We start from the raw sequence: 24,954 nt of genomic DNA, 5'->3' as shown, positions 1-24,954 counted from the left end.
ATAATGGAGGCGGGCAATGAGCATGAAACGATTTTGGCCTATCGCATTATTAATAACCTTTGTTCTCGGCATGTTTGCAGCGGGAACATATTTTGAAAAAAATGAAGAAAAAGAGCGTACGGCCATTCCGGTTAAGGCGGAACTGACGATTTATACGGACCTGCCTTCCAATTTGACAACATTGTTGGCACAGCAGTATGAAATGCAGTATCATGTACGCCTCACCATGTTGCCGATTACGGAAGAACAGATGGCAACGCGTATGACATTGCCGGCATCGGATCAAAAAGGCGACTTAGTCATTACTACGCGTGATAATTTAGACATCGGCGTGAAATACCACCAGTTAAAACCAGTTCTTACCGAAGGAGTGGATGAAGTATCCGACCGTTTTAAAAACAATGACGCTCTTTGGGTAGGGATTTGGTATGATCCGGTCGTATTTGCTCAAAGCGATTCTTTTTATAATCGCATGGGACGCTATGTAACAGCCTGGCATTCATTGATTCTCCCCGGTGATTGGCGCGTCATTATGACGGATTTTGTAGCTTCGCGCAGTGCGGCCAATATTTTATACAGTTTTGTTGAAATGAACGGCGAAGAGCAGGGATTGCATTATTTTGTAGATTTAAAACCTCATGTTGTGCAATACGCGAAGTTTTTATCGACACCGATTCGTTTGGCGGCCTTGGGTGAAACCGATTTTGGTATCGGCAACTATTCCGATGGTCAGCAATATGTGAACCACAAATACCCGGTGAAGATTATTTTCCCGGCTGACGGTACGCCGTATTATTTAACCGGCGTAGGTATGCTGAAGGGAACAACCCATGAAGAAGAGGCAACCCAAGTTATTAAATGGTTATTGTCAAAACAAGTGTCACAATTATTACAAGACAACGGATTTTATTATGTGTACACCAGTCCGGAGCTACCAAATCCGGTAGATTCCTTGGGCCGTGAACTGGTTCTTTGGGATACGAAGGGCGGTTACACGGAAGACGGCAAAAAAGTATTGTTAGATAAATGGATTAGCCAAGTGCGCTTTAGAAAGGATATATAATGAGTAAAAAATTAGGCTATGTGAGTTTAGGCTGTGCCAAAAACCTGGTGGATACCGAAATTATGTTGGGTGCCCTTAAAGATAACGGCTATGAAATCACGGAAACCTTGGACGAAGCTGAGATTATCATAGTTAATACCTGTACGTTTATTGAAAAAGCAAAACAGGAGTCAATTAACACAATTTTACAGATGAGTGAATATAAGCAGTTTGGAAACTGTCGCGGCCTGATTGTGGCCGGATGTTTAAGTCAGCAGTACCAAGAAGAACTGTTTGCGGAAATTCCGGAGATTGATGCACTCATCGGTACCGGTTCTTGGAATCGTATTATGGAAGCCATTGAAGCGATTAATGACGGCAAACGCATCTGTATTATGGACTCGATTACCAATATTTATAACGAACGTATGCCACGTATGCAGACAACACCGACATATAGTGCGTATGTAAAAATTGCCGAAGGCTGTGATAACGGCTGTACCTTCTGTATCATTCCTAAAGTGCGCGGTGCTTATCGCAGCCGTACTATTGAATCTATCGTAGAAGAAGTAGAACGTCTGGCAGTTATGGGCGTTAAAGAAATTAACTTAATCGCTCAGGATACAACGAGTTACGGTTCCGATCTTAACAACGGTAAACCTATGTTGGCGGACTTATTAAAAGCGCTCGTTAAAGTAGACGGCATCGAATGGTATCGCTTATTGTACTTATATCCTAAGTATTTCACCGATGAATTATTGGATCTTATCGTAGCGGAACCAAAGATTTGTAATTATATCGACTTGCCGTTGCAGCACATTAATGACGATATTTTACGTCGAATGAACCGTAAAGACCGCAAGGCGGATATTGTAACCTTATTACAAAAAGTCCGCAGCAAAGCAAGTCATGTAACGCTTCGTACTTCCCTTATCGTAGGCTTCCCGGGCGAAACGGATGAACAGTTTGAAGAACTTTGTGAATTTGTAAAAGAAGTTCGTTTCGATAATATGGGTGTATTTACCTATTCACAAGAAGACGGTACGCCGGCCGGTGCCATGGCGGATCAGGTTCCGGAAGAAGTTAAAGAAGAACGCTATCATGCATTAATGGCGATTCAGGCGGCTATTTCCGAAGAAAACAATCGTGATTTGGAAGGCACCGAGCATGAAGCTATTATTGAAGAAATCAGCGAAGACGAACATGGTCATTTGTTGGCTAAAGGCCGTTTGGAAACGCAGGCACCGGATGTAGACGGTAATATGTATATCGAAGACTGCGAAGGCCTTGAAGTGGGGCAAATCGTACCGGTTACGGTAGCCCAAGGCTTTGCCTATGACGTGGTAGCTGAAGTTCGCGAAACAAAGTAATGTAATTATAGATTGCAGTGCTGAAATATCGAATAATCATTAAGTTATTTGAGTTAATTCGGTAAATCGCAATTAGTAATAAAAAAAGTAATCGGTATCCGGTATCCCGAATGGGAGAATTGAGGCAAATGATGATAGTAGAATTGATTTCAACAGGTTCAGAATTGTTATTAGGCGATACCATTAATACAAATGTGGCGTGGTTGGCTCGTGAGATGAATAAGCTCGGTTATACGGTGGCGTTTCAAAGTACTATCGGGGATAACCCGGCTCGTATGGAAGAATGTTTCCGCTTGGCCGCGAGTCGTGCCGATTTAGTCGTTTGTACCGGCGGCTTGGGACCGACTCAGGGGGATATTACCCGGCCGTCCTTGGCGAAAGCCATCGGTTTGGAACTCGAACTCAATCATGACGCAGAACGAATGGTTAAAGCCTTTTTTGAAAACAAAGGCCGTGAAATGCCGGATCCGAGTCGCCGTGAAATGATGTTGCCCGTTGGCAGCGAAGCGTTAAATAACAGTTGCGGCGTAGCACCCGGCGTGGCCGTTCAAGCCGATGGTACGACTTACATTTTGTTACCGGGACCGCCGGCTGAAATGAAAGCTGTATTTGATGAGTCTGTTCGCCCGTATCTGACAAAATATTTCGGCGGTCAAGGCGTGGTAAAATCCCATCGTTATGCCGTATACGGCCTGCGTGAGTTGGAACTGGAAGCATCTTTAATGGATTTGGTGAAAACTCAGCAAAATCCGACGATTGCCTTTTTAATTAAAAGCGGCTATATCGAATTGCGGATAACCGCCAAAGCGATGACACTGGAAGAAGCGGAAACGCTGTTGGCACCGTGGGATGCTATTTTACGTGAACGCCTCGGTGACTCTTTGGGGCGTCGTTTGGAAAAATCTATGTTGGAATTGGTAACCGATGCTTTATTGGAAGCCGGTGCTACGGTAGCTACGGCTGAATCCTGTACGGGTGGTTTGGTAGGCAAACGTCTCACCGATATGCCGGGCAGCAGTGCTTATGTACAGGGCGGTGTCATTTCCTATTCCAATGAAGTAAAACATAAGGTACTCGGTGTACCGCAAGACGAATTGGATACCTATGGTGCTGTCAGTGAACAGGTGGCCAAATCGATGGCGGCCGGCACGCGTAAGCTTTTAGGTACAACCTACGGTGTATCGACTACAGGCATTGCCGGACCGGGTGGCGGAATGGTAACAAAACCGGTAGGATTGGTCTATATCGGTGTTTCCGGTCCTGAAGGTACGGTTGCCTATCGCAATGATTTCATCGGTGACCGGGAAAGTATTCGTCAGAGTACGGCAGAAAGAGCCTTATATCTCTTGTATCAGGCGATAACCGGTAAGAAGTAAAATCCCTTATCGATTTTTAAGATTAATATATTTATATAGTCATACGATTGTATGACGCAGAAAGGATAGTAACATGGAAGGTAGAGAACAAGCCTTAGACAATGCGTTGAAAAAAATAGAGAAAGATTATGGTAAAGGCGCCATTATGCGCCTCGGTGATATTACGGACCGCATGAATATTGAAGTTATTTCTACCGGCTGTTTGGCCATTGACCTCGCTGTAGGCGTAGGCGGTTTCCCACGAGGCCGTGTTATCGAAATTTACGGCCCTGAATCATCCGGTAAAACAACCGTAGCTTTACATGCTATTGCAGAAGCCCAAAAAGGTGGTGGTATTGCCGCATTTATTGATGCGGAACATGCCCTCGATCCTGTATATGCCCGTCATTTGGGTGTAGATATCAACAATCTCTTGGTATCTCAGCCGGACAATGGGGAACAGGCTCTTGAAATTACGGAATCCCTCGTTCGCAGCGGTGCCGTAGATATCATCGTAGTCGACTCCGTAGCCGCTTTGGTTCCGAAAGCCGAAATCGAAGGTGAAATGGGCGACGCTCACGTAGGTTTACAGGCTCGTTTAATGAGTAAAGCACTTCGTAAATTAACCGGTATTATCAGTAAATCCCGCACGGTTGTTATTTTTATCAACCAGCTCCGTGAAAAAGTGGGGGTTATGTTCGGTAACCCTGAAACAACGACCGGCGGTCGTGCTTTGAAATTCTATTCCACCATTCGCCTCGATGTGCGTAAAGGGGAAGTTATCAAACAGAACAATGAAAATGTAGGTAACCGTACTAAAGTTAAAGTTGTTAAGAATAAAGTGGCACCGCCATTCAAAACAGCTGAATTCGATTTGATGTATGGTACCGGCGTTTCCTATGAAGGCACTTTGATTGATATCGGTACCAACATGGAAATCATTAAAAAGTCCGGTGCTTGGTATTCTTACAATGATGAACGTATGGGCCAAGGTAAGGAAGCTGCTAAAGAATATTTACGCGCAAACCCTGAAATTGCTCATGAAATTGATACCATTATTCGTGATACTTTAATGGCAGAACCTGAAACCTTTGATGTAGTCGGTGAAGAAACTACGGAAGAATAAGCTGATGGCTTTGTCGAAAGAATATACGCTCACATCGGCCATGGATCAAGCGATGCGTTTTTTGGCGCCTCGCTTCCTTAGCCGATTGGAGCTGACGCAAAAATTACAGCGTAAAGGTGTGCCGTCTGACTTAATCAATCAAGTATTACAACGTTTGGAAGAACTTGATTACATCAATGATGAACGTTTGGCTCATGATGCATTACAATTATACATAAGTGAGGCTAAATACAGCGTTCAATATATTCGTAACAAGCTTTATCAACGAGGCTTGGCAATTGGGAATGAACTTTCACTGTATGATGAAAGTGAGCCGGCACTCAGACTGGTAGTTCGTCATTTTGTGGGCGTCGATGCGGCAGCTCAGGCCGAATGGTTTGACGAACCTTGGCCTGATGAGGCTCGCATTGAGTATAAGAAGATTTTTAACTATTTGAAAAATCGCGGTTTCAGTGCCGGGACAATCCGAACTATCTGTGACATGGCGGCTCGCTATGAGTAGTCTATATAGACTTAATCTTGACAGAGTATTGCTGACAGACTACAATTATAGTAGTCTCACAGTAGTGGGCAAATTTCAAATATGTATGAAACAGACGGCAATTAAGGAGAAGACGAAAGATCTTCTTACTTTTATATGAGGAGGTGAACATTATTTTAGAGTATAGTATTATTGCCGTTGTAATGGTGCTTATCGGTCTTGGTGTAGGCTATATGATGCGTAAGAACATCGCTGAAGGGAAGCTTAACCGTGCTGAAACTGAAGCGGCTCGTATTGTAGCCGATGCCGAACGATTGGCTGAGTCTAAGAAAAAAGAAGCCTTAGTAGAAGCTAAGGAAGAAATTCATAAACTTCGCAGTGAAGCGGATAAAGAAAACCGAGATCGACGCAATGAGTTACAACGATTAGAACGACGTATTCTTCAGAAAGAAGAACATCTCGACGGTAAATTGGAATCCTTAGAGAAAAAAGAAGATGCGTTGCATCGTAAAGAACAAGAAACAAAAACTTTAAAAGAACGTACAGAAGCTCTGTACGACCAACAGATGGCGGAATTAGAACGTATTTCCGGCATGACATTTGAGGAAGCGAAAGGAATTTTACTTTCCAATGTAGAACAAGAAATTCGTCACGAAACGGCGGTTCTTGTTAAAGATTTAGAACAACAAGCCAAGGAAGAGGCTGAAAAGAACGCCCGAGAAATTATTGCATCCGCAATTCAGCGTTGTGCTGCGGATCATGTTGCAGAGTCTACCGTATCGGTAGTAGCTCTTCCAAATGATGAAATGAAAGGGCGAATTATCGGTCGTGAAGGCCGAAACATTCGTGCCCTAGAAACCTTAACAGGTATAGATCTTATCATTGATGATACTCCTGAAGCAGTTATTCTCTCCGGCTTCGATCCGATTCGCCGTGAGGTAGCACGTATTGCGCTCGAGAAATTGATTGTGGATGGTCGTATTCATCCGGCTCGTATCGAAGAAATGGTTGGTAAAGCTCGTAAAGAGGTTGACCAAGTTATTAAAGATGCGGGGGAACAGGCAACTTTCGAAGCTGATGTTCATGGCTTACATCCAGAAATCGTACGTATTTTGGGTCGTTTGAAATACCGTACAAGCTATGGCCAGAATGTATTGAAGCACTCTATCGAAGTTGCTCACTTAGCAGGTATGATGGCGGCTGAATTAGGTTGTGACGTAACCCTTGCCAAACGCGGCGGGTTGCTCCATGACTTAGGGAAAGCCCTTGACCACGATATGGAAGGCTCCCACGTACAAATTGGTGTGGATGTAGCTAAGAAATACCATGAAAGCGTATTGGTACAGAACTGTATCGGTGCCCATCATGGTGATGAAGAATTCAAATCAGTTGAAGCTGTATTGGTGGCAGCTGCTGATGCTATTTCGGCGGCTCGTCCGGGTGCACGTCGTGAAACCCTTGAAAACTACTTGAAACGTTTGACTAAATTAGAGGAAATTGCCGAGTCCTTTGATGGCGTTGAAAAATGTTTCGCAATTCAAGCCGGTCGCGAAATTCGTGTTATGGTTAAACCTGAAAAGATTGACGAAGCGGAAGCTACCTTATTGGTACGTGAAATGGTTAGACGCATTGAGTCTGAATTGGAATATCCGGGTCAGATCAAAGTTGTTATCATTCGTGAAACCCGCGTAGTTGATTACGCAAAATAATTGAAATAAAGAGAACGTAAAACGAACTTTTTATAAAAGATTAATAAGAAAAAGACTATGATTACCACTCCCCTGACAACGTCATGAGGGAGTGGACAATTATGGTCTTTTTTCGTCTTGTTTTTAATTGAGAAAAGAAGTATAATAGTAATCCTTGTGAACAAAATAAATTATAATAGCCTATTTCATACCCTGAAGGCAATTGCACAAATTGCATAAAAATTTTGCAGATAAAAAATGGATATATTAAAAAAAATCTTCTTGACATAGAAGGAAAAACATTATCTTTTGTAGAAATATATATACAGTGAAGTTTATTAAGGGATGTGAGGAAATGAGTAGACACTTCGATGCTGAATTGATTGAACAGATAAAAGATGCAAATGACATTGTGTCAGTGATTTCTGAGCATATGACATTGAAGAAGAAGGGGAGGAATTATTGGGGCTGTTGTCCCTTTCATAATGAGAAAACTCCTTCGTTCAGTGTAAACCCAGAAAAGGGCTTTTTTTATTGTTTCGGATGTCACGAATCTGGAAATGCAATTGGCTTTTTAATGAAATATGACGGCCTGTCATTCCCCGAAGCCTTGGAAAGGTTGGCAAATCGTGCGGGCATTGCGTTGCCGCAGCGCGAATTAACCAATGAAGAGTTGCGTCGGCAGGCACATAGGGAAGAGTTATACAAGGTAAATGCCTTGGCAGCCACATTTTTTCATAATTGCCTGATGCAGACGGAAATGGGTAAAGCAGGGCTTGCCTATTTAGAAAATCGTGGCTTGTCCAGAGACACGATTGAAAAGTTCCAGCTTGGCTTCGCACCCGATAATTGGGACAAACTATATCGCTCCTTTAAAGAGCGAGGCATAGATGAACGCATATTGGTTGAAACCGGCCTCTGTCGTAAGAGTAATGGCAAAACTTATGATTACTTCCGTAATCGGGTGATGTTTCCCATTATGGACGGCAAAGGACGTGTTGTTGCGTTCGGCGGACGGGTACTGGATGACAGTAAGCCTAAATATTTAAACTCACCGGAATATCAATTATTCAATAAAGGCCATATGCTCTTTGCTTTTGACAAAGCATACCGAACTATTCGGGAGAAAAAACAGGTCATTTTAGTAGAAGGGTATATGGATGTTATAAGTGCTCATAATCGGGGCGTTACTAATGTAGTCGCTTCTTTGGGGACGGCTTATACCAAAGATCACGGGCGCTTATTAGTGCGCCAGGCTGATGAAGTCGTATTGGCCTATGATATGGACGGAGCCGGGCAACAAGCAGCGCGCAGAGCTATTGAGCTTTTACAAGATACGGAATTTAAAGTGCGCGTGGTAGCTATGCCGGACGGCAAAGACCCTGATGATTATGTGCGCAACCATGGGCCGGAAGCATTCTTAAAACTCGTAGATGAGGCCGTGCGGCCATTCGATTTTTACTTGAACAGTGCCATGATTCGGCATGACAGTAATACGATGGTCGGCAAACAGGCTATTTTGGAAGAAGTGTTTCCGCTCATAGGAGCTACAAGCAGTCAGATAGAACGAGAAAACTATCTGAAAGCACTGGCATTGCCATTGTGGCTGGATAACAGTCAGATTTTTCGCATGTTTCGCCAATACTTGTCCAAAGGTGGGCTAACCTTGCCAACCGATGCGGCTAGTGTGGTTGTGCCGAAAAATGTGACAACCGAAGAAGACCGATTACTGGCCGAGGCCGTAGTTTGGCCGGCGGCTTGGGAACGGGTTCATCAATATTTACCGTTAGAGGATATAACCAATCCTTTGTACCAAGCTTTGTTTAACAAAGCCGGAGAACTTCTCAGTAAGACCGGTGCGCTTTCGACAGTGGCGCTGGAAGAAATGCTTACTGATGATGAAAAGACCGCTTATGGTCGCTTAATGGTGCTTGGTGAAGGCGAGTATAAGGAAGCACAAGTGGATGGCTATATACGAGCAGTGCGCTTGAAGTCATTACGAGAACAGTATAAAACACATAGTGTTTTGGCAGATCAACTGAATCGGGCAGGCAATCCTAAATTTATTGAGGAATTGCGCAGGTGCCAGGATTTACAAACATTGATTAAGGAGTGGTCTCGATAAACTATGAAAGAAAGGAAGAGCATTGTGGCTAAGAAGCAAACTAAATCACGGTTAGAAGAAATAATAGAACAATTACTGGCAAAAGGACGTAAGGCAGGGGCATTAACGAGTAAAGAAATTACCGATGCTCTTCACGAAGAAGTGGAACTTACGGCTGAGCAGTTGGACGATATGTATGAAGTATTACAGAAGAGTAATATAGATGTTATCACCGATGATGTGGAAACGGCTGATGATGAAGAAGATATCATCGAAGATGAAGAAGAGAGTAACGAAGTTCGCGAAGCGAAAGAGGTAAGCCTTGACCTTAGTATTCCGGAAGGCGTTAACATTGACGACCCTGTACGGATGTATTTAAAAGAAATCGGTCGAGTACCTTTGTTATCCGCTGACGAAGAAATCTTGTTGGCTCAGCAAATCGAAGCCGGTGCCAAAGACGATGCGTCTTACAAAGAAATGAAGGCCGGTGAAAAAGCCAAACAGAAATTGATTGACGCCAACTTGCGTTTGGTAGTAAGTATTGCCAAACGTTATGTAGGTCGCGGCATGTTGTTCTTGGATTTAATCCAGGAAGGTAACTTGGGCCTTATTAAAGCCGTTGATAAATTCGACTACACTAAAGGTTACAAATTCTCTACTTATGCAACATGGTGGATTCGTCAGGCCATTACCCGTGCGATTGCCGACCAGGCTCGTACGATTCGTATACCGGTTCATATGGTGGAAACAATCAATAAATTGATTCGTATTTCCCGTCAGCTCTTGCAGGATAAAGGGCGTGAACCATTACCGGAAGAAATTGCGGAAGGTATGGGCATCAGCGTTGAACGCGTTCGTGAAATTCAAAAAATCGCACAGGAACCGGTTTCTTTGGAAACTCCAATCGGCGAAGAAGAAGACTCACATTTGGGCGATTTCATCGAAGACCAGGATGCGATTGCACCGGACGATGCAGCCAGCTATATCTTGTTAAAAGAACAAATCGAAGACGTATTCTCTTGCTTAACCGATCGTGAACAGCAAGTATTGGTATTGCGTTTCGGTTTGAAAGACGGCAAACCTCGCACTTTGGAAGAAGTCGGTCAGCACTTTAATGTAACCCGTGAACGTATTCGTCAGATCGAAGGGAAAGCTTTGACGAAACTTCGTAACCGCGGCAAACGCGATAAGATCAAAGACTTCTTATAAGATAAGTTATTGATAGTGACGGTCGTAAGGATTTTAATCTTTGTAGAGTATGTTAGCTATCGATATTCTAATGATGTGAATCACACTTTAAGTGTAGATTTTCGGCGTCATATTGACGTGAATCACACTTATTGTGTATAATATTTTGGTGGAATACTACTGTATTTCCCTATGGGCCTATAGCTCAGGGGTAGAGCAACCGGCTCATAACCGGTCGGTCCCTGGTTCGAAGCCAGGTGGGCCCACCAATTTTTGATAAATGAGCCGCCTGTATCATGTTTTATGATGCAGGCGGCTTTTTAAAAATAGTATATAGTATTAATTTAAAATTTCTAATATTTTCCCTATGTTTATTGCTCATGGAATTTTATTAAATATTAGGTAAAAAGTTATTATGGAGAAAGAGGGTCATATTATATGAAACATGTCAAGAATTATTTAAATTGGCTTGAATCTAATATGACAGAAAGAAAAATTACTTCGTCTATTACAGAAATAACAACTCCTTTTTTAGATAGACATAATGATTATACTCAAATATATCTAATTCATCGGGATCGAGATGAATATAAGATTTCGGATGACGGATATATTATTAATGATTTGATAATGTCGGGTGTAGATATTTACTCGACATCTAAAAGAAAATCACTGTTTAATCAGATTTTAGATAGACAGGGAGTAAAGTATGATGATGCAACTAATGAATTATACGTTTTATCAAATCGAAGAGGGATATCAGAAGCACAGCACCGTTTATTACAATGTATGTTAGATGTTAATGATTTATTTTACCTTGCTACTTCAACGGTAAAACAAATATTTCTTGAAGAAGTAATGTCATTTTTTGATGATAACCAAATATTTTATAGTATGGATATTTCGATTCTTGGGAAGTCAGGTTATGTTCATACTTATGATTTCTTATTTCAAAAAAATATTAATCATCCAGAGCGGTTTGCAAAAGTGATGAATTCTCCAAGTAGAAGTGAAATGGAAAGAGTCATATTCACTTGGAATGATATTAAAGATAGTAAAAGAGCAGATAGCCAGTTAATAGTTATCATGAATGATAAAAAACAAGTTGATAATTCAATACTTACAGGCTTTGAAAACTATGATATTGTTCCTTGTCTATGGTCTAGTATAAACAAGAATTTGTCGCATTTTAATTAAGAGAATAAGGTATAATCAATATTAAGATAGTTGGTTATATTATTGAGTTGACAAAATAGTGGAAAAAATTTTTTTACATCTTTTGATTCGATTTTTAAAAACTGTTCAAAATTAAAATACTTAAAATAGGTATTTAATCTACTATCGGTTAGTTCAAAGGCCCAACTTCCCGAATTATTATTTTTGTCAAATATATGCAGGTGAGTTCCGTTTATTATTTCTCCATTGGGGTTACGGTGCGGTTTTGTATCGATATCTAAACGTAATAATATTAAGGACTGTGGAATTCTATTTTGATAGGTAATTCTACTGACTAACAATGATTTTCTATTTATATCTAAGATAAATTGTTGATTTGAGACTTTTCCTTCTACATTTATGGCTTGTGAATCACCAGAAGAAGGGAAGCTAATATTATCATCTGTGATTACTTTTTCTTCATTTAAGAAATTTAAAAACTCTATATTTTCTTCACTTTTTAAATCTAACATTTGAATCTCCTTTTATATTACGGTTTGATAGTTCCCTCACCTATACAGGTGAGGGATATTTTTATTTATTCAATCTATTAATATACTCAATCTTTTCCGGTGTAAATACAATCCGTGTCACGCCGTTAGCATAATAAGAGATTTCATACGGCTGATAGAGCATGGCCAGTTTACCCTCGCCGAGTAATACATAGTTGTTATACCGGATTGCAATTTTCTTATCGGGAATCATAAATTCATTGTACTGCAATTGATGTTCGCGCGAACTGAAGACAGGCAGCATGCCTTCTATAACTAATTTATACAATTGTTCATCATCTTTAAGGTGAACATAATTGGAGGCCGGAATGAGATTTCCCGTATGTTTGTCAAAAACGAGCCCTTGTGATGTGTAATAGCCGTGGGCACTTTTGCCGTTGTACCAACCGCTGGTAATGAGGAGCGATAAATAATTATCATCTTCATACGTCGTTTCATAATTCAAGTTTACCGTATACATTTTTTCGTTGTAATATAAATCACGCATTTTATCGACGTAAACAGCGATTTCCGTGTTAACCTTATTTTGAGCCGTTTCGTTTTCCAAATAGACCAACGGATAGGTTAGATTCAGATTCGTATCTGTTTGATGCATTAAAATCGTATAAGCATCACTCGTAAATTGGGGACATGTCAGACAGGCAAGCAGGCCGGTAGACAGAAGAACTTTTTTCCACATAGGGCACCTCCGCAAGGATTGTGATTAAAAAGCCCAAACATAAAATCATAGAGGCTGTTGTTGTTTATTTCGACAGCGGCAGGGAAAACTCCTCTTATTTAAATGCGTACCAAGAAACAATACGTACTATGTGTTACAATATAATTAATATAGTAAATAATATAATTGCTTAACGAAGAACATATAGATTGAAAGGAATTACTCAATGAAAAAGATGACAGACCGGTTAGAAGCGGTGTTCACTTTGATTCCCCGGGCTGAAACGATTGCCGATATCGGTACGGATCACGGCTATTTGGCAGTGGAGCTCGTAGCACGGGGACGCGCTAAAAAGGCAATTGCCGGTGATGTGAATAAAGGACCGTTGGCTTCGGCCAAAGCCTATGTGGCATCGACCGAAGTGGCTGAGGATGTTGACTGCCGCTTGGGTGACGGATTGCAAGTGGTGAAAACCGGTGAACCGGAAGGAGCCGTTATTTGCGGTATGGGCGGTTTTTTGATGAGAGATATTATAGAAGCGGGGCCCGAAATGCTGGACTTTTATGTATTGCAACCGCAGAACGGTCAGGCAGAATTGCGACAATATATGGTGGCGAAAGGCTATCGTATCGTGCGCGAAGTCATTATGGCCGACATGGGCAAATTGTATCAGGCATTTTTAGCTGTTAAAAAAGGTCGTGAAGCGGCGTACGTTACAGCAGATGGTCCTGTTATTCAAGCCGTGCTCGATGCAAAGGATCCGTATGAAAACTTGTCGGATGCATCCATGCTATGGACGGTGGGAGCCTTGGTTCAGTGTGAAAAACCGGCATTGTGGGAAGAACACATGCATCATTTAATCCATATGCGTGAAGCGGCTTTGGAAGGAATGACGGAAACGCTCGCGCATACGGATAAATATCAAGTATTGGCAGCGGAAATTAACGAGTTAAAAGAATTAGTATAAGCGTTAAACGAGTTAGTATAAGAGCTCAAAGAGTTAGTATAAGAGCTCAAAGAGTTAGTATAAGAGTTTAAAGAGTTAGTATAAGAGCTCAAAGAGTTAGTATAAGAGCTCGAAGAGTTAGTATGAGAACTCAAAGAGTTAGAATAAGGGTTAATGAGAATTAGTATAAAGGAGAGACTTATGACAACTGTGCAAGATATTGCCGTTATGGTAGAAAAATTAGCCCCTAAGCATTTGTGCGAAGACTGGGACAATGTGGGCCTATTGGTAGGCGAACGCAGTATGGCGGTAACCGGAGTATTAACGTCGCTTGATGTAACACCTGAAGTCGTAGAGGAAGCGGAAGCTAAAGGCTACAATATGATTGTCAGTCATCATCCGGTGATTTTTAAAGGTATGAAACAGATTACTGATGAAACAGCGTTGGGGCGCTTAATGATCCAATTGATTTCCAAAAAAATCGCCGTATATAGTGCCCATACTAATTTGGATATTGCCAATGGAGGGCTTAATGATTTAGCCGCGGCTCAAATCGGGTTAGCCAATGTGAAAGGCCTTGAAACCGTTCATCAAACAGGTTTTTGTAAAATTATCACCTTTGTACCGGCTACGCATCGTGATGCCGTAATGCAGGCCATGGGAGATGCCGGTGCCGGTAAAATCGGCAATTACAGTCACTGTGCTTTTTATACGGAAGGAACGGGTACATTTAAACCGCTGGAAGGGGCCAATCCGTATATCGGCAAAGTGGGGCAAGCGGCTACTGTGAAGGAAGACCGCATTGAAGCCATCGTGCCGAAGAATTTGGTGAACAGTGTGATTGCGGCTATGAAAGATGCTCATCCTTATGAAGTGCCGGCTTATGAAGTGCATCAGCTGGTGACGCCGAGTGAAGAAGCAACCATCGGGCGCATCGGCGAATTGGCGGATACATTGGATACGGAAGGCTTTATTGAACTCATTAAAGCTTGTTTCCCAAGAGGCCGAGCTCGTTTCGGTGGGGCTAAACCGGATGCTGTTACCAAAGTGGCGCTTTGCACCGGCAGTGGTGCCGAATTTATTAAAAAAGCAGCTAAAATGGGGGCTCAAGCTTATGTAACGGGTGATGTGAAGTATCACGACATGCAAATGGCTAAGGAGCTGGGTATTTTAGTGGCCGATGTAGGTCATTTCGGTACGGAAATCGGCGCGGCTCAATTGTTGGCGGCTCATATCGGAATACAAATGCAGGAACAAGAAGTGACCGACGTGCCGGTCGTTGTCAGTGATGTGCATGAAGATTTTTTCTTCGCGTAAATTAATTGAGACTCAAATTGATGTATTAATTAATAATTCATCCCTGATTTGATAAAATTCAATTACGGTGACAGTTCAGTTATTGACGGATTATCCGACATCGGTAACGGAAGGTTATAATCTAATTCGATATCTTTAGATGTGCTGTTACTTCATACAAATATTGAGAAAAAGATAATTGACCAACTAGGCTGTATCTGCTAGACTTTAAGTAGCAAGTATGAAAGGTGATTGCGAGCGTAAGTTCGAGGAAAGTCCGAGCTCCATAGGGCAGGATGCCGGATAACGTCCGGCGTGGGTGACCATAGGGAATAGTGCCACAGAAAAGTAAACCGCCGCTTTTGCGGTAAGGGTGGAACGGTGTCGGTAAGAGCGCACCAGCAATATAGTAATATATTGGCTCGGTAAACCCCATCCGGAGCAAGGCCGAATAGGGAAGGGATAAGGGTGGCCCGCCTACCTTTCGGGTTGTGCCGCTTGAGCCTATAAGCAATTATAGGCCTAGAAAGATAATCACCGCTGTGCAAACAGAACAGAACTCGGCTTATTGATTGCTTGCTTAAAACCGCTCTTCGGGGCGGTTTTATTTTAGTCAAAATATTAAATGGTAAATATAAAGATTCAAATTTATATGTGAAGAGATGAAAACAATATTTTTTGACTAAACTTTGTCACCTCATACATATAATGAAACAATACTAAGAGGATTAGGTATTAAGGAGGGATTGTAATGTCAGTTACAAAAATTGAAAGCTTAGAAGCATTGGAAAAATTAGTAAAAGAATCATCTAAAGTGGTAGTTGCCGATTTTTGGGCTACTTGGTGCAAACCTTGTGAATTAATGAATCCCGAAATGGAAACGTTAGCTGAAGACATGAAAGACGACATTGAAGTGGTAACTATTGACGTAGAAGCCTTAAAAGATGTTGCTTTGAAGTATGATATTCAAGGTATTCCGACCCTAATTTGCTTCAAAAACGGTAAAGAAAAAGATCGTATTGCAGGTTATAAACCGGCAGCTGTTGTAGAAGGCTTAATTCGTTCTATTATAAAATAATGTTTATACTAATATAGTTAAGTTTTGCTAAGAAAATGGCAAATTTCATGTAAAATTCTATAGAAAACATTAATGTAACATGATATACTTACTATATTAATAGATATAAAGATTTAAACGTTTTACTAAAGGACAGTAAAGTTATTGCAAGCAAGGGGGGTCCACCTGTGAAAGAGAACAAAAACAGTCTGTGGAAGTTATTCCGAGAACGTAAAATCAGCCGCCGCACATTTATGAAAACATGTGTGGCTTTGACCGCCGTTTTAGGCCTGCCTCCAACCTATTTGAATAAAGTAGTTGAAGCAGCCGATACGAAAGAATTGCCAACCGTAATTTGGTTGCATGGTCATGAATGCACGGGATGCGATGAATCTTTTATCCGCTCTACGTCGCCATTCGCTTCTGATGTGGTTTTAAATATGATTGCGTTGGAATATGATGATACCCTATCTGCAGCGGCAGGTGCTCCTTTTGAAGCTCATTTGCATAAATTGTTGAACGACAAAAAAGGTCAGTATGTATTAGCCGTTGAAGGTGGCGTGCCACTGGATGACAACGGTGCCTATTGTATGGTAGGCGGTCGTCCGTTCGTTGATGTGCTCAAAGAATGTGCCGCCGGAGCCGCGTTTATTATTGAATACGGTTCCTGTGCCGCTTGGGGCGGTGTTCAGGCCGCTAATCCGAACCCTACGAACACCGTATCGGTTTCTGAAGTAGTGTCCGGTAAAAAAATTATTAAAGTACCGGGCTGTCCGCCAATTCCTGAAGTTATGACGGGCGTTATCATGCATTATGCATTGTTTGGCGAAATTCCGCCACTCGATGTGGAAGGTCGTCCAAAACAATTTTACGGCAATCGCATTCATGATACATGCTATCGTCGTCCGTTCTTTGACTCCGGTCTTTTCGTTGAAAAATACGATGATGAAGGGGCTAAAGCGGGCTGGTGTCTCTATAAAATGGGCTGCCGTGGCCCGGTAACCTATAACTCCTGCGGTAATTTACGTTGGTGGAATGGTTTATCCTATCCGATTCAGTCCGGTTCCGGTTGTATCGGTTGTAGTGAAAAAGGTTTCTGGGATAACGGTGTTTTCACACAACGCTTACCACAAGTACAGGTGGCCAATACCGTTACCACGGCTGACACTATCGGTACCATTGCCGGTCTTACCGCCTTCGGTGCCGTCGTGGCTCATGGTGGCGTAACCTTGGCTAAACATAAATATGATACAATTCAGCTGGAAAAGAAAATGATAGCTGAACAGGAAGCAAAAAAAGCAGCGTCTGAGCAGACGAATAACGAAGGAGGTAACCACTAATGAAACGTGTAGTAGTTGATCCGATTACTCGTATTGAAGGTCATTTGCGGGTTGAGGTAAATGTAGATGAAGCAACCGGTAAGGTAGAAGACGTGTTGTCCAGTGGTACTGCTTGGCGTGGTATTGAATTGGTAGCTAAGGGTCGTGATCCTCGTGATGTGTGGGCATTTGTGCAGCGTATTTGCGGTGTTTGTACATCTACGCATGCCATTGCATCCTTGCGTTCCGTTGAAGATGCTTTAGGCATTCAGATTCCTAAAAATGCGAACTATATTCGTAACATCATGCATAGTTGTTTAGATGCGCATGACCATATCGTTCACTTCTATCATTTGCATGCTCTCGACTGGGTTAGTCCAATCGAAGCGTTAAAAGCCGATCCGGTGCAAACAGCTGCGCTTCAGGAAACCGTACTTAAAAACTACAACTTGAGCGGTTTAGAACCGGCTGAAACACAAAGTACTTCATCAGCGTATCCGAAAGAATTTCCTAAAGGCAATGCAACCTACTATGCCGCTATTCAAGCGAAAGTTAAAAAAATCGTAGACAGCGGTCAATTGGGCATTTTTGCCGCGCAGTGGTGGGATCATCCGGATTATCAATTATTGCCACCGGAAGTTCATTTGATGGGCGTAGCTCATTACCTCAATATTTTGGACCGTCAGCGTGATATTGTAACACCTCATGTTGTATTTGGCGGTAAAAACCCACATCCGCATTTCTGTATCGGCGGTATGCCTTGTTCCATCTCCATGGATGACATGAATGCACCGGTTAATGCGGCGCGCCTTGCAACAGTTGATGAATCCATTTCGTTGGCTAAGGATTTGGTAAACTACTTCTATGTACCTGACGTGTTGGCTATTGGTCAGATTTACGCCAAAGCGGGCATGGTTGATGGTGGTGGTTTATCCAAGAAACGCGCCATGGCTTACGGTGATTATCCGGATGAACCGTATAGCGGTATTTCCAACGGCGATTATTTCAAAAAAATCTTAGTCCGTGCCAACGGTGTAGTTGAAGATTTCGGCCTCGGCGTAGATAAAGCTAAATTTATCCCAATGGATGGCCCTGATTTGATGAATCCTGACTTCTTATCAGAAGAAGTTGAACATTCCTGGTATGAATATCCAAACGGCACGAAGACAGCCCATCCGTCTGAAGGGATTACCAAACCTAACTATACCGGTCCTAAGACAGGTACGAAGGAACATTGGGAATTCCTTGATGAAACTAAGAAATATTCGTGGATTAAATCCCCAACATTTAAAGGTAAAGCCTGCGAAGTTGGTCCTTTGGCAAAATATATCGTAGTGTATACCAAAGTTAAACAAGGCATCATCAGTAACCCGTCTTGGGCGGAACAGATGATTGTAAAACAAATTGATACCGTTTCTTCCGTATTGGGCGTTTCGGCTCATGTATGGATGTGTAGTACAGTAGGCCGTACCGCTTGTCGTGCCCTCGATGCACAGGTTGCGGTTAATATGAGCCAATACATGTTCAATAAATTAGTAGCCAACATTAAAGGCGGCGACGAAGTAGTAGCCGATATGAGCAAATTCGATCCTAACTCTTGGCCGAAAGAAGCCAAAGGCGTTGGTGTTCTTGATGCGCCTCGTGGTGCCCTCGGTCACTGGAGCGTTATTAAAGATGCAAAAATCGACAACTATCAGTGTATCGTACCATCCACTTGGAATGCTTGTCCTAAGACGATGGCCAATGAACATGGTGCTTACGAATCTAACATGATTGATACGCACGTTAAAATTGCGGATAAACCGCTCGAAATTTTGAAAGGGATTCACTCGTTTGACCCTTGCCTTGCTTGTGCAACCCACTTGTACAATAAGAAAGGTGAAAAAATCGTCTCTGTTAATACGGATGCTTTGTGCAAATAATAGGGGGGATTCATATGTTAGAACAACCGGAAAAAAAGCCATATCGTGTATTTAGTCTGTGGTTACGTATTTTCCACTGGACCATGGTGCTTTGCGTTACGTTCCTGTTCTGGACCGGTCTCTATATCGGTGACCCCGGTTTCAGCATGTTCGTAGGTAAAGAACCGGCTGAAGCTATTAACAGCTGGTTTTCTATGGAAATGATTCGCCGCATTCACTTCGGATTTGCGTTTATCCTTGTTTTTGCTTTCATATTCCGCATTTATGGGGCCATTCGCTATCGCGGTGACCGTTTACTGCCTAAATTCCGCAAACGCCTCTACTGGGACGGTTTAAAACAAACTTTCTTACACTATTTAATGTTACCGCGTCAGGAAGAACACCGTGTGCTTCGTAACTCCTTAGCACGTACCAGTTATTTAATTGTGTATATTATGATGTTCTTTGAAATCTGTACGGGCCTTGCCATGTATTCGCAGATTCGTCCTGAAAGCTGGTTGGCCATCGTGTTCAACCCGGTAAATTTATTGTTTAACGAATATCAGATTCATATCATTCACCATTACATTGCTTGGTTCTTCTTATTATTCACGGTAGCGCATGTGTACTTGGCTTTCCGCGAAGATGTAATGGAAGAATCCGGGGAAGTATCCAGTATGGTATCGGGGATGAAGTTCTATCCGCAGGATCCGGAAGATATTGAGGATTTATATGGTAAACGAGAATAGTATTACCGTGTTGGGCGTAGGTAATATTTTGCTTACCGATGAAGGGGTGGGCGTACATGTCGTACAGCAGTTAGAAAAAGAGTACGAATTTAGCCCGGCCGTAAATATAATTGACGGCGGCACCATGGGTATGGAGCTCCTCAGCTATATGCGAGGCATGAAAAAACTGCTCTTGGTGGATGCTGTTAATGGTGGTGAAAAGCCCGGTACGATTTATGAGTTTCCTCATCAGGAGACGGAACAGTATTTTACCGGGAATATCTCCGTTCACGAAGTAGGTATGCAGGATATTTTACGCATTCGCGCCTTGCAGGAAGATCCATTGGAAGATGCTATGGTTATCGGCGTTGAGCCGGCCAGTCTTGAAGTAGGTTTTGAGCCTTCTGAAATTGTACAGGCGGCCTTGCCGGACGTGATACAGCGTGTTATTCGGCAACTAAACGCTTGGGGAATTGAGGTACATAAGAAATGATAGAAAGTTATGGCAATGTGCAGGCCATTTTAAGAGAATTGCAATTGGCGTTAAAACGACTTCGTGAAACGGGGGAGACTCATACGATTTATATTGAAAAAACGGGTCTCACTATGGAAGAACAAGTTGAAGTCATGGAAACGCTGGGGCGTGGTAACATTACCATTAATTTTACGGAAACCGATCAGCCGGTAGAGTGGTATGAAACACAATTCTCCGGTATTTGGCTTGGTACATTTCGCAATGCTCGTGATGAAGCCATTGTGTACACGCTTGAAGTAGGTCGTTATCCCAGTCTCTGTGGTGCCTTTGACGAAGATATTGAAACCGCGGAAGACGAATTGCAGACATGGATTGATGCGGCCGACATGTAAATGACAGGCAACTTGCAATAAGTAATTTAATACGTTTTTAGCACCTGTGAAGCAATAAAAAGTGTTTCACAGGTGTTTTTATATGCTTAGATAACAAGATTGTTGAGAAATTGTTAAGTCGATACTAAAAGTTTACCCGGAAATTACCGGAAAATTTGATTTTCTATTTAAATGGTCTGTTCATTTTGATGATTTTATGGAGTTTTCTAAACGCTCTATGAAGAAAATCAAAGTGGTCAGGCCTTTTTGTGTGTTAAAATTCATGGTAAATTCATAACAATAGTTGATTTTACATGAAGAATTCATGTTTGATGATGAATAAGATGAAACTAAAAAACTAATTTTAGTTTTTTTAGTTTTCTGAAGTTGACGAGTTGAAAATAATCCAAAAGGATAGAAAACCTTAAAACATGCGGGATTATAGCATATCTTATACATCTTTAAATCTAAAAATATAGATTTAAACAAGGTTTCCTTGAACATGAAGTTGTGGTACTTTCATTTTGATTTTAGTTTTCATTGGTATTATGTGTCCATAGGTTAGTTCAGACGATGAAACAACTGAGTTAACGAAATAATACAATTACATTGTGAGGAAACATGGACACTCCAGTCGAAACTATTATTTCTTAATCCATCTGTTTCGGAAGCTGACAACCGAAAATATATTTTTAGTTGTTTTATTCTGAAAGGGGTAATAATTATGAAAAAACGTTTTGCAGCTGTATTTGCGGCCACTGCCGTACTTGGCGTAACTTCTGCGTTCGCCGCTAATCCATTCTCCGATGTAACTCCTAATGACTGGGCATACCAGAGTGTAGCTCAATTGGCGGCAGCCGGTGTTATCAACGGTTATCCTGATGGCACTTTCAAAGGCCAGAACAACATCACTCGTTACGAAATGGCTCAGATGGTAGCTAAAGCCATGGCTAACGAAACCCGTGCCAACGCTGAACAACAAGCTATGATCAACCGTTTGGCTAACGAATTCTCCGATGAATTGAATAACTTGGGCGTTCGCGTTTCTAACTTGGAAAACAAAGTAGGTAATGTAAAAGTAACCGGTGATGCTCGTCTCCGTTACCAAGGTTCCGATAAAAAAGGTGAAATCAGCTCCGATAACACTAATAAAAAATCCTTGTTCGATATGCGTGGTCGTGTACAATTCAATGCTAATGTAAATGACAACACATCCGCCGTTATCCGTGTAACCAGTGGTGATATGGAATTCGGTGATTCCACAACATCTGATGTAGAATTTGATCGCGTATACGTAGCTCACAAATTCGGTAAAGATACTACAGTAGTTGCCGGTCGTTTCGGTGCTTTCGTAGGTAACGGGTTAGTATACGATGATACTTTCGACGGTGCAGCTATTAACTACGACAACGGTAACTTCTCCGCAACGGCTGCTTACGGCTCTTTCATGGAAGGCGGCTTATTCAATAGTGGTAGCATGAGCTCCTATGCACATGACTTCAGCAGTGCTTCCGCTGATGACAATGCAACCGTAACCTTGTTACAGGCTAAAGCAAAACTTGGTGAACATGCAACTCTTGGCGGTTTCTATACTTTCGGTAACAAAAACTTAGATAACGATATCTATGGCGGTTCCTTAGACCTCAACTACGGTAAAGTTTGGTTAGGCGGCGAATATGCAACCTTCTCCGATAAAGACGGCACGTTGGTACAATCCAACGATAAAGACGCATGGGTAGCCGGCATTGGTTACGGCGACTACGATATCGCTAAAGAAGGTACTTGGGGCATTAAAGTTCAGTACTTCGACGAAGGTAAATACTCTCCTGTAATCAGCTCTACCTTCAACCAGCCATATAACAGCGATTACAAAGCTTGGATGGCATCCGTTGATTATGCATTGGCTAAAAACGTAGGTCTTTCCGGTTACTGGGCATTCAATGCGGAAGATCAGAGCGGTAACGACTTAGGCGATTACTACCGTGCAGAATTGAACTACAAATTCTAATATATAATAAAGTATATAATAGAGAATAAAATATAGTGGTTCAATAAGAACCATAGCAATTGAAAAACAATATCAATTAAGAGCAAGAACTTAAGTACTGAATGATCATAAAAAGCTATTTTTTGATCAAAAAGTAAGGGCCGGTCGACACGAAATTTCGTGTTGGCCGGTTCTTTTTTACGTATTCAAGTGAGTCATAATTGCTATATTGTAAAAGAATTGTAAAGTTTAAAGCAGCCAAAAAGACATAAAAGGGAAGTTAGTAAAAAGAAACTTAAAATTGATATAAAAGTTATTTTAATTACTCTATAAAACAAATAAATTAAATTATGAAAATCAAGTTGTTTTTAAATTGGATATTTTTGTATTTTGCGAAAAGAATAGAGCCTTATATTTACTGCGTTTATCCAGAAAACTCTATAAAATTAGATAAACAATTCGTGTAATATTGTGATAATTGAAAAAGAGTGATAAATCAAGTAGTCATGGGGATTACAAGTGAAATTATATCGAAAATTATCATATTTTTCCTTGAAAACTCGTGGACAAATTCCGAGTTTTCTTTACAAATCATGAAGACCGCGATACAATGATTACAGAACGAATGACATCGAAATTCATTAATATGAGAAAAGCGGTCACTTGTGAGGAAACATGGACACTCCATTTAAGATTACTGAGTATCTGAAATGAAGATTAGATAGTGTTGGTTCAAACATTATTAAATCTTTTTTTGGAAAGAGGTAATTTATTATGAAAAAACGTTTTGCAGCCGTATTTGCAGCAACTGCTGTACTTGGCGTAACTACTGCATTCGCAGCTAACCCATTCTCTGATGTAACTCCTAACGACTGGGCATACCAGAGCGTAGCTCAGTTGGCAGCAGCCGGTGTAATCAACGGTTACCCGGATGGCACTTTCAAAGGCCAGAACAACATCACTCGTTACGAAATGGCTCAGATGGTAGCTAAAGCTATGGCTAACGAAGCTCGTGCTAACGCTGAACAACAAGCTATAATCAACCGTTTGGCTGATGAATTTGCTAGCGAATTGAACAACTTGGGCGTTCGTGTTGCTACTTTGGAAAACAAAGTTGGTAACGTAAAAGTAACCGGTGACGCTCGTCTTCGTTACCAAGGTTCCGACAAAAAAGGTATGTTCGCTACTGACGACAACAGCAACAAACGTTCCCAGTTCGACTACCGTGCACGTGTTCAGTTCAATGCTAATGTAGCTGACAACACTTCCGCTGTAGTTCGTATCGTTACAGCTGGCGACAATAACGGTTATGATGGTGTAGAATTTGGCGATGCACAAAATGATGCAACTGTTAAATTCGACAACATGTATGTTGCTCATAAATTCGGTAAAGACACTACTGCTGTAATCGGTCGTTTCGATAACACTATCGGTAACGGTTTAGTATACGACGATCCATTCGATGGTGCTGCTATTACTTATGATAACGGCAACTTCGCATTGACCGGTGGTTACGGTTCCTTCATTACCGGTAACTTGTTCAGCGCTTATGGTTCCGACAACCGTTCCGTTGAAGATGGTATTTCCATCGACAGCAAAGATGCTGACACTAACTACAAAGTAGCTCTTGCACAAGTTAAAGGTAACTTGGGTGAACACGCTACTATCGGTGGTTTCTACGCTTGGGGCTTAGATAACTTAGATAACGACATCTATGGCGGTTCCTTAGATCTTCAATTCAACAAATTGTGGATCGGTGGCGAATATGCTACTTGGGACAAAAATTGGAATACTGGCGTAAAGAACGACGGTAAAGATGCTTGGGTAGCCGGTGTTGGCGTAGGTAACTACGACATTGAAAACGAAGGTACTTGGGGCGTTAAAGTTCAGTACTTCGACCAGGCTAAACATGCTCCTGTAATCAGTTCTACTTGGAATCAACCAGTAAACTCCGACTACAAAGCTTGGATGGCTACTGTTGATTACGCTTTGGCTAAAAACGTTGGCTTGTCCGCTTACTGGGCATTCAACGCTGAAAACCAAGACGGCGCTGACTTACCGGACTACTACCGTGCAGAATTGAACTACCAGTTCTAATCTATCCCAACGGATACTGTAACAGAGTAGTTTCTAAT

Annotated in this window: 21 protein-coding genes, 1 tRNA gene and 1 other RNA gene; 21 read left to right on the top strand and 2 right to left on the bottom strand. The window is 41.8% G+C overall.

The features are described 5' to 3' along the window. The first annotated feature begins 22 nt into the window (after positions 1-22). The 10 genes from EO126_RS02855 to EO126_RS02810 all read left to right on the top strand — a co-directional run bounded on the left by EO126_RS02855 (position 23) and on the right by EO126_RS02810 (position 11,551). On the top strand, positions 23-1,063 hold the full coding sequence (locus EO126_RS02855; RefSeq protein ID WP_164726693.1) for an ABC transporter substrate-binding protein: 1,041 nt from the start codon (positions 23-25) through the stop codon (positions 1,061-1,063). Further along, positions 1,063-2,412: a 30S ribosomal protein S12 methylthiotransferase RimO gene (gene rimO / locus EO126_RS02850; RefSeq protein WP_127007464.1), complete on the top strand. Its 1,350-nt coding sequence runs from the start codon at positions 1,063-1,065 to the stop codon at positions 2,410-2,412. Before EO126_RS02855 ends, rimO begins: the two co-directional genes overlap by 1 nt. Positions 2,413-2,543: 131 nt before the next feature. Next, on the top strand, positions 2,544-3,788 hold the full coding sequence (locus EO126_RS02845; RefSeq protein ID WP_127007546.1) for a competence/damage-inducible protein A: 1,245 nt from the start codon (positions 2,544-2,546) through the stop codon (positions 3,786-3,788). 73 nt (positions 3,789-3,861) lie between these two features. Beyond that, positions 3,862-4,893: a recombinase RecA gene (recA, locus tag EO126_RS02840; protein WP_006555105.1), complete on the top strand. Its 1,032-nt coding sequence runs from the start codon at positions 3,862-3,864 to the stop codon at positions 4,891-4,893. A gap of 4 nt (positions 4,894-4,897) precedes the next feature. Then, positions 4,898-5,395, top strand: a complete 498-nt coding sequence (locus EO126_RS02835; RefSeq protein WP_006555104.1) for a regulatory protein RecX — start codon at positions 4,898-4,900, stop codon at positions 5,393-5,395. Positions 5,396-5,538: 143 nt separating this feature from the next. Next, complete coding sequence (gene rny, locus EO126_RS02830; protein ID WP_263969961.1) at positions 5,539-7,083, top strand: ribonuclease Y; 1,545 nt, start codon at positions 5,539-5,541, stop codon at positions 7,081-7,083. Positions 7,084-7,417: 334 nt separating this feature from the next. Further along, entirely contained in the window at positions 7,418-9,187 is a 1,770-nt protein-coding gene (dnaG, locus tag EO126_RS02825) for a DNA primase (RefSeq protein WP_006555102.1), read from the top strand. Between the two features lie 24 nt (positions 9,188-9,211). Beyond that, the gene (rpoD, locus tag EO126_RS02820; RefSeq protein WP_040770867.1) at positions 9,212-10,375 is read left to right on the top strand and encodes an RNA polymerase sigma factor RpoD; all 1,164 of its coding nucleotides are present in this window, start codon (positions 9,212-9,214) and stop codon (positions 10,373-10,375) included. 173 nt (positions 10,376-10,548) lie between these two features. Continuing rightward, positions 10,549-10,623 (top strand) — tRNA-Ile (locus EO126_RS02815). Positions 10,624-10,792: 169 nt separating this feature from the next. After that, complete coding sequence (locus EO126_RS02810; RefSeq protein WP_127007462.1) at positions 10,793-11,551, top strand: DUF1829 domain-containing protein; 759 nt, start codon at positions 10,793-10,795, stop codon at positions 11,549-11,551. Here EO126_RS02810 and EO126_RS02805 read toward each other — a convergent pair. Then, positions 11,548-12,042: a DUF6978 family protein gene (locus tag EO126_RS02805; protein WP_006555099.1), complete on the bottom strand. Its 495-nt coding sequence runs from the start codon at positions 12,040-12,042 to the stop codon at positions 11,548-11,550. The genes EO126_RS02810 and EO126_RS02805 overlap by 4 nt on opposite strands. Positions 12,043-12,103: 61 nt before the next feature. Then, entirely contained in the window at positions 12,104-12,760 is a 657-nt protein-coding gene (locus EO126_RS02800) for a polysaccharide deacetylase family protein (RefSeq protein WP_127007460.1), read from the bottom strand. A gap of 205 nt (positions 12,761-12,965) precedes the next feature. Between EO126_RS02800 and EO126_RS02795 the strand changes: the two genes are divergently transcribed. The 11 genes from EO126_RS02795 to EO126_RS02745 all read left to right on the top strand — a co-directional run bounded on the left by EO126_RS02795 (position 12,966) and on the right by EO126_RS02745 (position 24,916). After that, positions 12,966-13,706 carry a tRNA (adenine(22)-N(1))-methyltransferase gene (locus tag EO126_RS02795; RefSeq protein WP_127007458.1) on the top strand — a complete coding sequence of 247 codons (741 nt, stop codon included), beginning with the start codon at positions 12,966-12,968 and terminating at the stop codon, positions 13,704-13,706. Positions 13,707-13,886: 180 nt separating this feature from the next. After that, entirely contained in the window at positions 13,887-15,002 is a 1,116-nt protein-coding gene (locus EO126_RS02790) for a Nif3-like dinuclear metal center hexameric protein (RefSeq protein WP_127007456.1), read from the top strand. Between the two features lie 214 nt (positions 15,003-15,216). Continuing rightward, positions 15,217-15,565, top strand: an RNA gene (gene rnpB / locus EO126_RS02785) — RNase P RNA component class A. A 167-nt stretch (positions 15,566-15,732) separates the two neighbouring features. After that, on the top strand, positions 15,733-16,059 hold the full coding sequence (gene trxA, locus EO126_RS02780; RefSeq protein WP_127007454.1) for a thioredoxin: 327 nt from the start codon (positions 15,733-15,735) through the stop codon (positions 16,057-16,059). Positions 16,060-16,226: 167 nt separating this feature from the next. After that, a complete protein-coding gene (locus EO126_RS02775; RefSeq protein WP_127007452.1) occupies positions 16,227-17,378 on the top strand; it encodes a hydrogenase small subunit in 1,152 nt (383 codons plus the stop codon). Next, positions 17,378-19,279, top strand: coding sequence for a nickel-dependent hydrogenase large subunit (locus EO126_RS02770; RefSeq protein ID WP_127007450.1), 1,902 nt, complete (start codon positions 17,378-17,380; stop codon positions 19,277-19,279). The genes EO126_RS02775 and EO126_RS02770 overlap by 1 nt, the downstream gene beginning before the upstream one ends. 14 nt (positions 19,280-19,293) lie before the next feature. After that, on the top strand, positions 19,294-20,007 hold the full coding sequence (gene cybH, locus EO126_RS02765) for a Ni/Fe-hydrogenase, b-type cytochrome subunit (RefSeq protein ID WP_006555092.1): 714 nt from the start codon (positions 19,294-19,296) through the stop codon (positions 20,005-20,007). Next, the gene (locus EO126_RS02760) at positions 19,991-20,479 is read left to right on the top strand and encodes a HyaD/HybD family hydrogenase maturation endopeptidase (protein WP_127007448.1); all 489 of its coding nucleotides are present in this window, start codon (positions 19,991-19,993) and stop codon (positions 20,477-20,479) included. Before cybH ends, EO126_RS02760 begins: the two co-directional genes overlap by 17 nt. Then, positions 20,476-20,853, top strand: coding sequence for a hydrogenase expression/formation C-terminal domain-containing protein (locus tag EO126_RS02755; protein ID WP_006555090.1), 378 nt, complete (start codon positions 20,476-20,478; stop codon positions 20,851-20,853). Before EO126_RS02760 ends, EO126_RS02755 begins: the two co-directional genes overlap by 4 nt. A gap of 703 nt (positions 20,854-21,556) precedes the next feature. Then, positions 21,557-22,840: an S-layer homology domain-containing protein gene (locus tag EO126_RS02750; protein WP_127007446.1), complete on the top strand. Its 1,284-nt coding sequence runs from the start codon at positions 21,557-21,559 to the stop codon at positions 22,838-22,840. 753 nt (positions 22,841-23,593) lie between these two features. Then, the gene (locus EO126_RS02745; protein WP_127007444.1) at positions 23,594-24,916 is read left to right on the top strand and encodes a putative porin; all 1,323 of its coding nucleotides are present in this window, start codon (positions 23,594-23,596) and stop codon (positions 24,914-24,916) included. Positions 24,917-24,954: the final 38 nt, after the last annotated feature.

Source organism: Veillonella seminalis, assembly GCF_003992065.1.
GTDB classification, from domain to species: Bacteria; Bacillota; Negativicutes; order Veillonellales; family Veillonellaceae; genus Veillonella_A; species Veillonella_A seminalis.
This window is presented reverse-complemented; position numbering and strand designations above follow the sequence as displayed.

Coding starts and splice junctions, on each gene's coding strand:
- EO126_RS02855 (WP_164726693.1), top strand. CDS start 23: ATGAAACGATTTTGGCCTATCGCATTATTAATAACCTTTGTTCTCGGC.
- rimO (WP_127007464.1), top strand. CDS start 1,063: ATGAGTAAAAAATTAGGCTATGTGAGTTTAGGCTGTGCCAAAAACCTG.
- EO126_RS02845 (WP_127007546.1), top strand. CDS start 2,544: ATGATAGTAGAATTGATTTCAACAGGTTCAGAATTGTTATTAGGCGAT.
- recA (WP_006555105.1), top strand. CDS start 3,862: ATGGAAGGTAGAGAACAAGCCTTAGACAATGCGTTGAAAAAAATAGAG.
- EO126_RS02835 (WP_006555104.1), top strand. CDS start 4,898: ATGGCTTTGTCGAAAGAATATACGCTCACATCGGCCATGGATCAAGCG.
- dnaG (WP_006555102.1), top strand. CDS start 7,418: ATGAGTAGACACTTCGATGCTGAATTGATTGAACAGATAAAAGATGCA.
- EO126_RS02810 (WP_127007462.1), top strand. CDS start 10,793: ATGAAACATGTCAAGAATTATTTAAATTGGCTTGAATCTAATATGACA.
- EO126_RS02805 (WP_006555099.1), bottom strand. CDS start 12,042: ATGTTAGATTTAAAAAGTGAAGAAAATATAGAGTTTTTAAATTTCTTA.
- EO126_RS02800 (WP_127007460.1), bottom strand. CDS start 12,760: ATGTGGAAAAAAGTTCTTCTGTCTACCGGCCTGCTTGCCTGTCTGACA.
- EO126_RS02795 (WP_127007458.1), top strand. CDS start 12,966: ATGAAAAAGATGACAGACCGGTTAGAAGCGGTGTTCACTTTGATTCCC.
- EO126_RS02790 (WP_127007456.1), top strand. CDS start 13,887: ATGACAACTGTGCAAGATATTGCCGTTATGGTAGAAAAATTAGCCCCT.
- trxA (WP_127007454.1), top strand. CDS start 15,733: ATGTCAGTTACAAAAATTGAAAGCTTAGAAGCATTGGAAAAATTAGTA.
- EO126_RS02770 (WP_127007450.1), top strand. CDS start 17,378: ATGAAACGTGTAGTAGTTGATCCGATTACTCGTATTGAAGGTCATTTG.
- cybH (WP_006555092.1), top strand. CDS start 19,294: ATGTTAGAACAACCGGAAAAAAAGCCATATCGTGTATTTAGTCTGTGG.
- EO126_RS02760 (WP_127007448.1), top strand. CDS start 19,991: ATGGTAAACGAGAATAGTATTACCGTGTTGGGCGTAGGTAATATTTTG.
- EO126_RS02755 (WP_006555090.1), top strand. CDS start 20,476: ATGATAGAAAGTTATGGCAATGTGCAGGCCATTTTAAGAGAATTGCAA.
- EO126_RS02750 (WP_127007446.1), top strand. CDS start 21,557: ATGAAAAAACGTTTTGCAGCTGTATTTGCGGCCACTGCCGTACTTGGC.
- EO126_RS02745 (WP_127007444.1), top strand. CDS start 23,594: ATGAAAAAACGTTTTGCAGCCGTATTTGCAGCAACTGCTGTACTTGGC.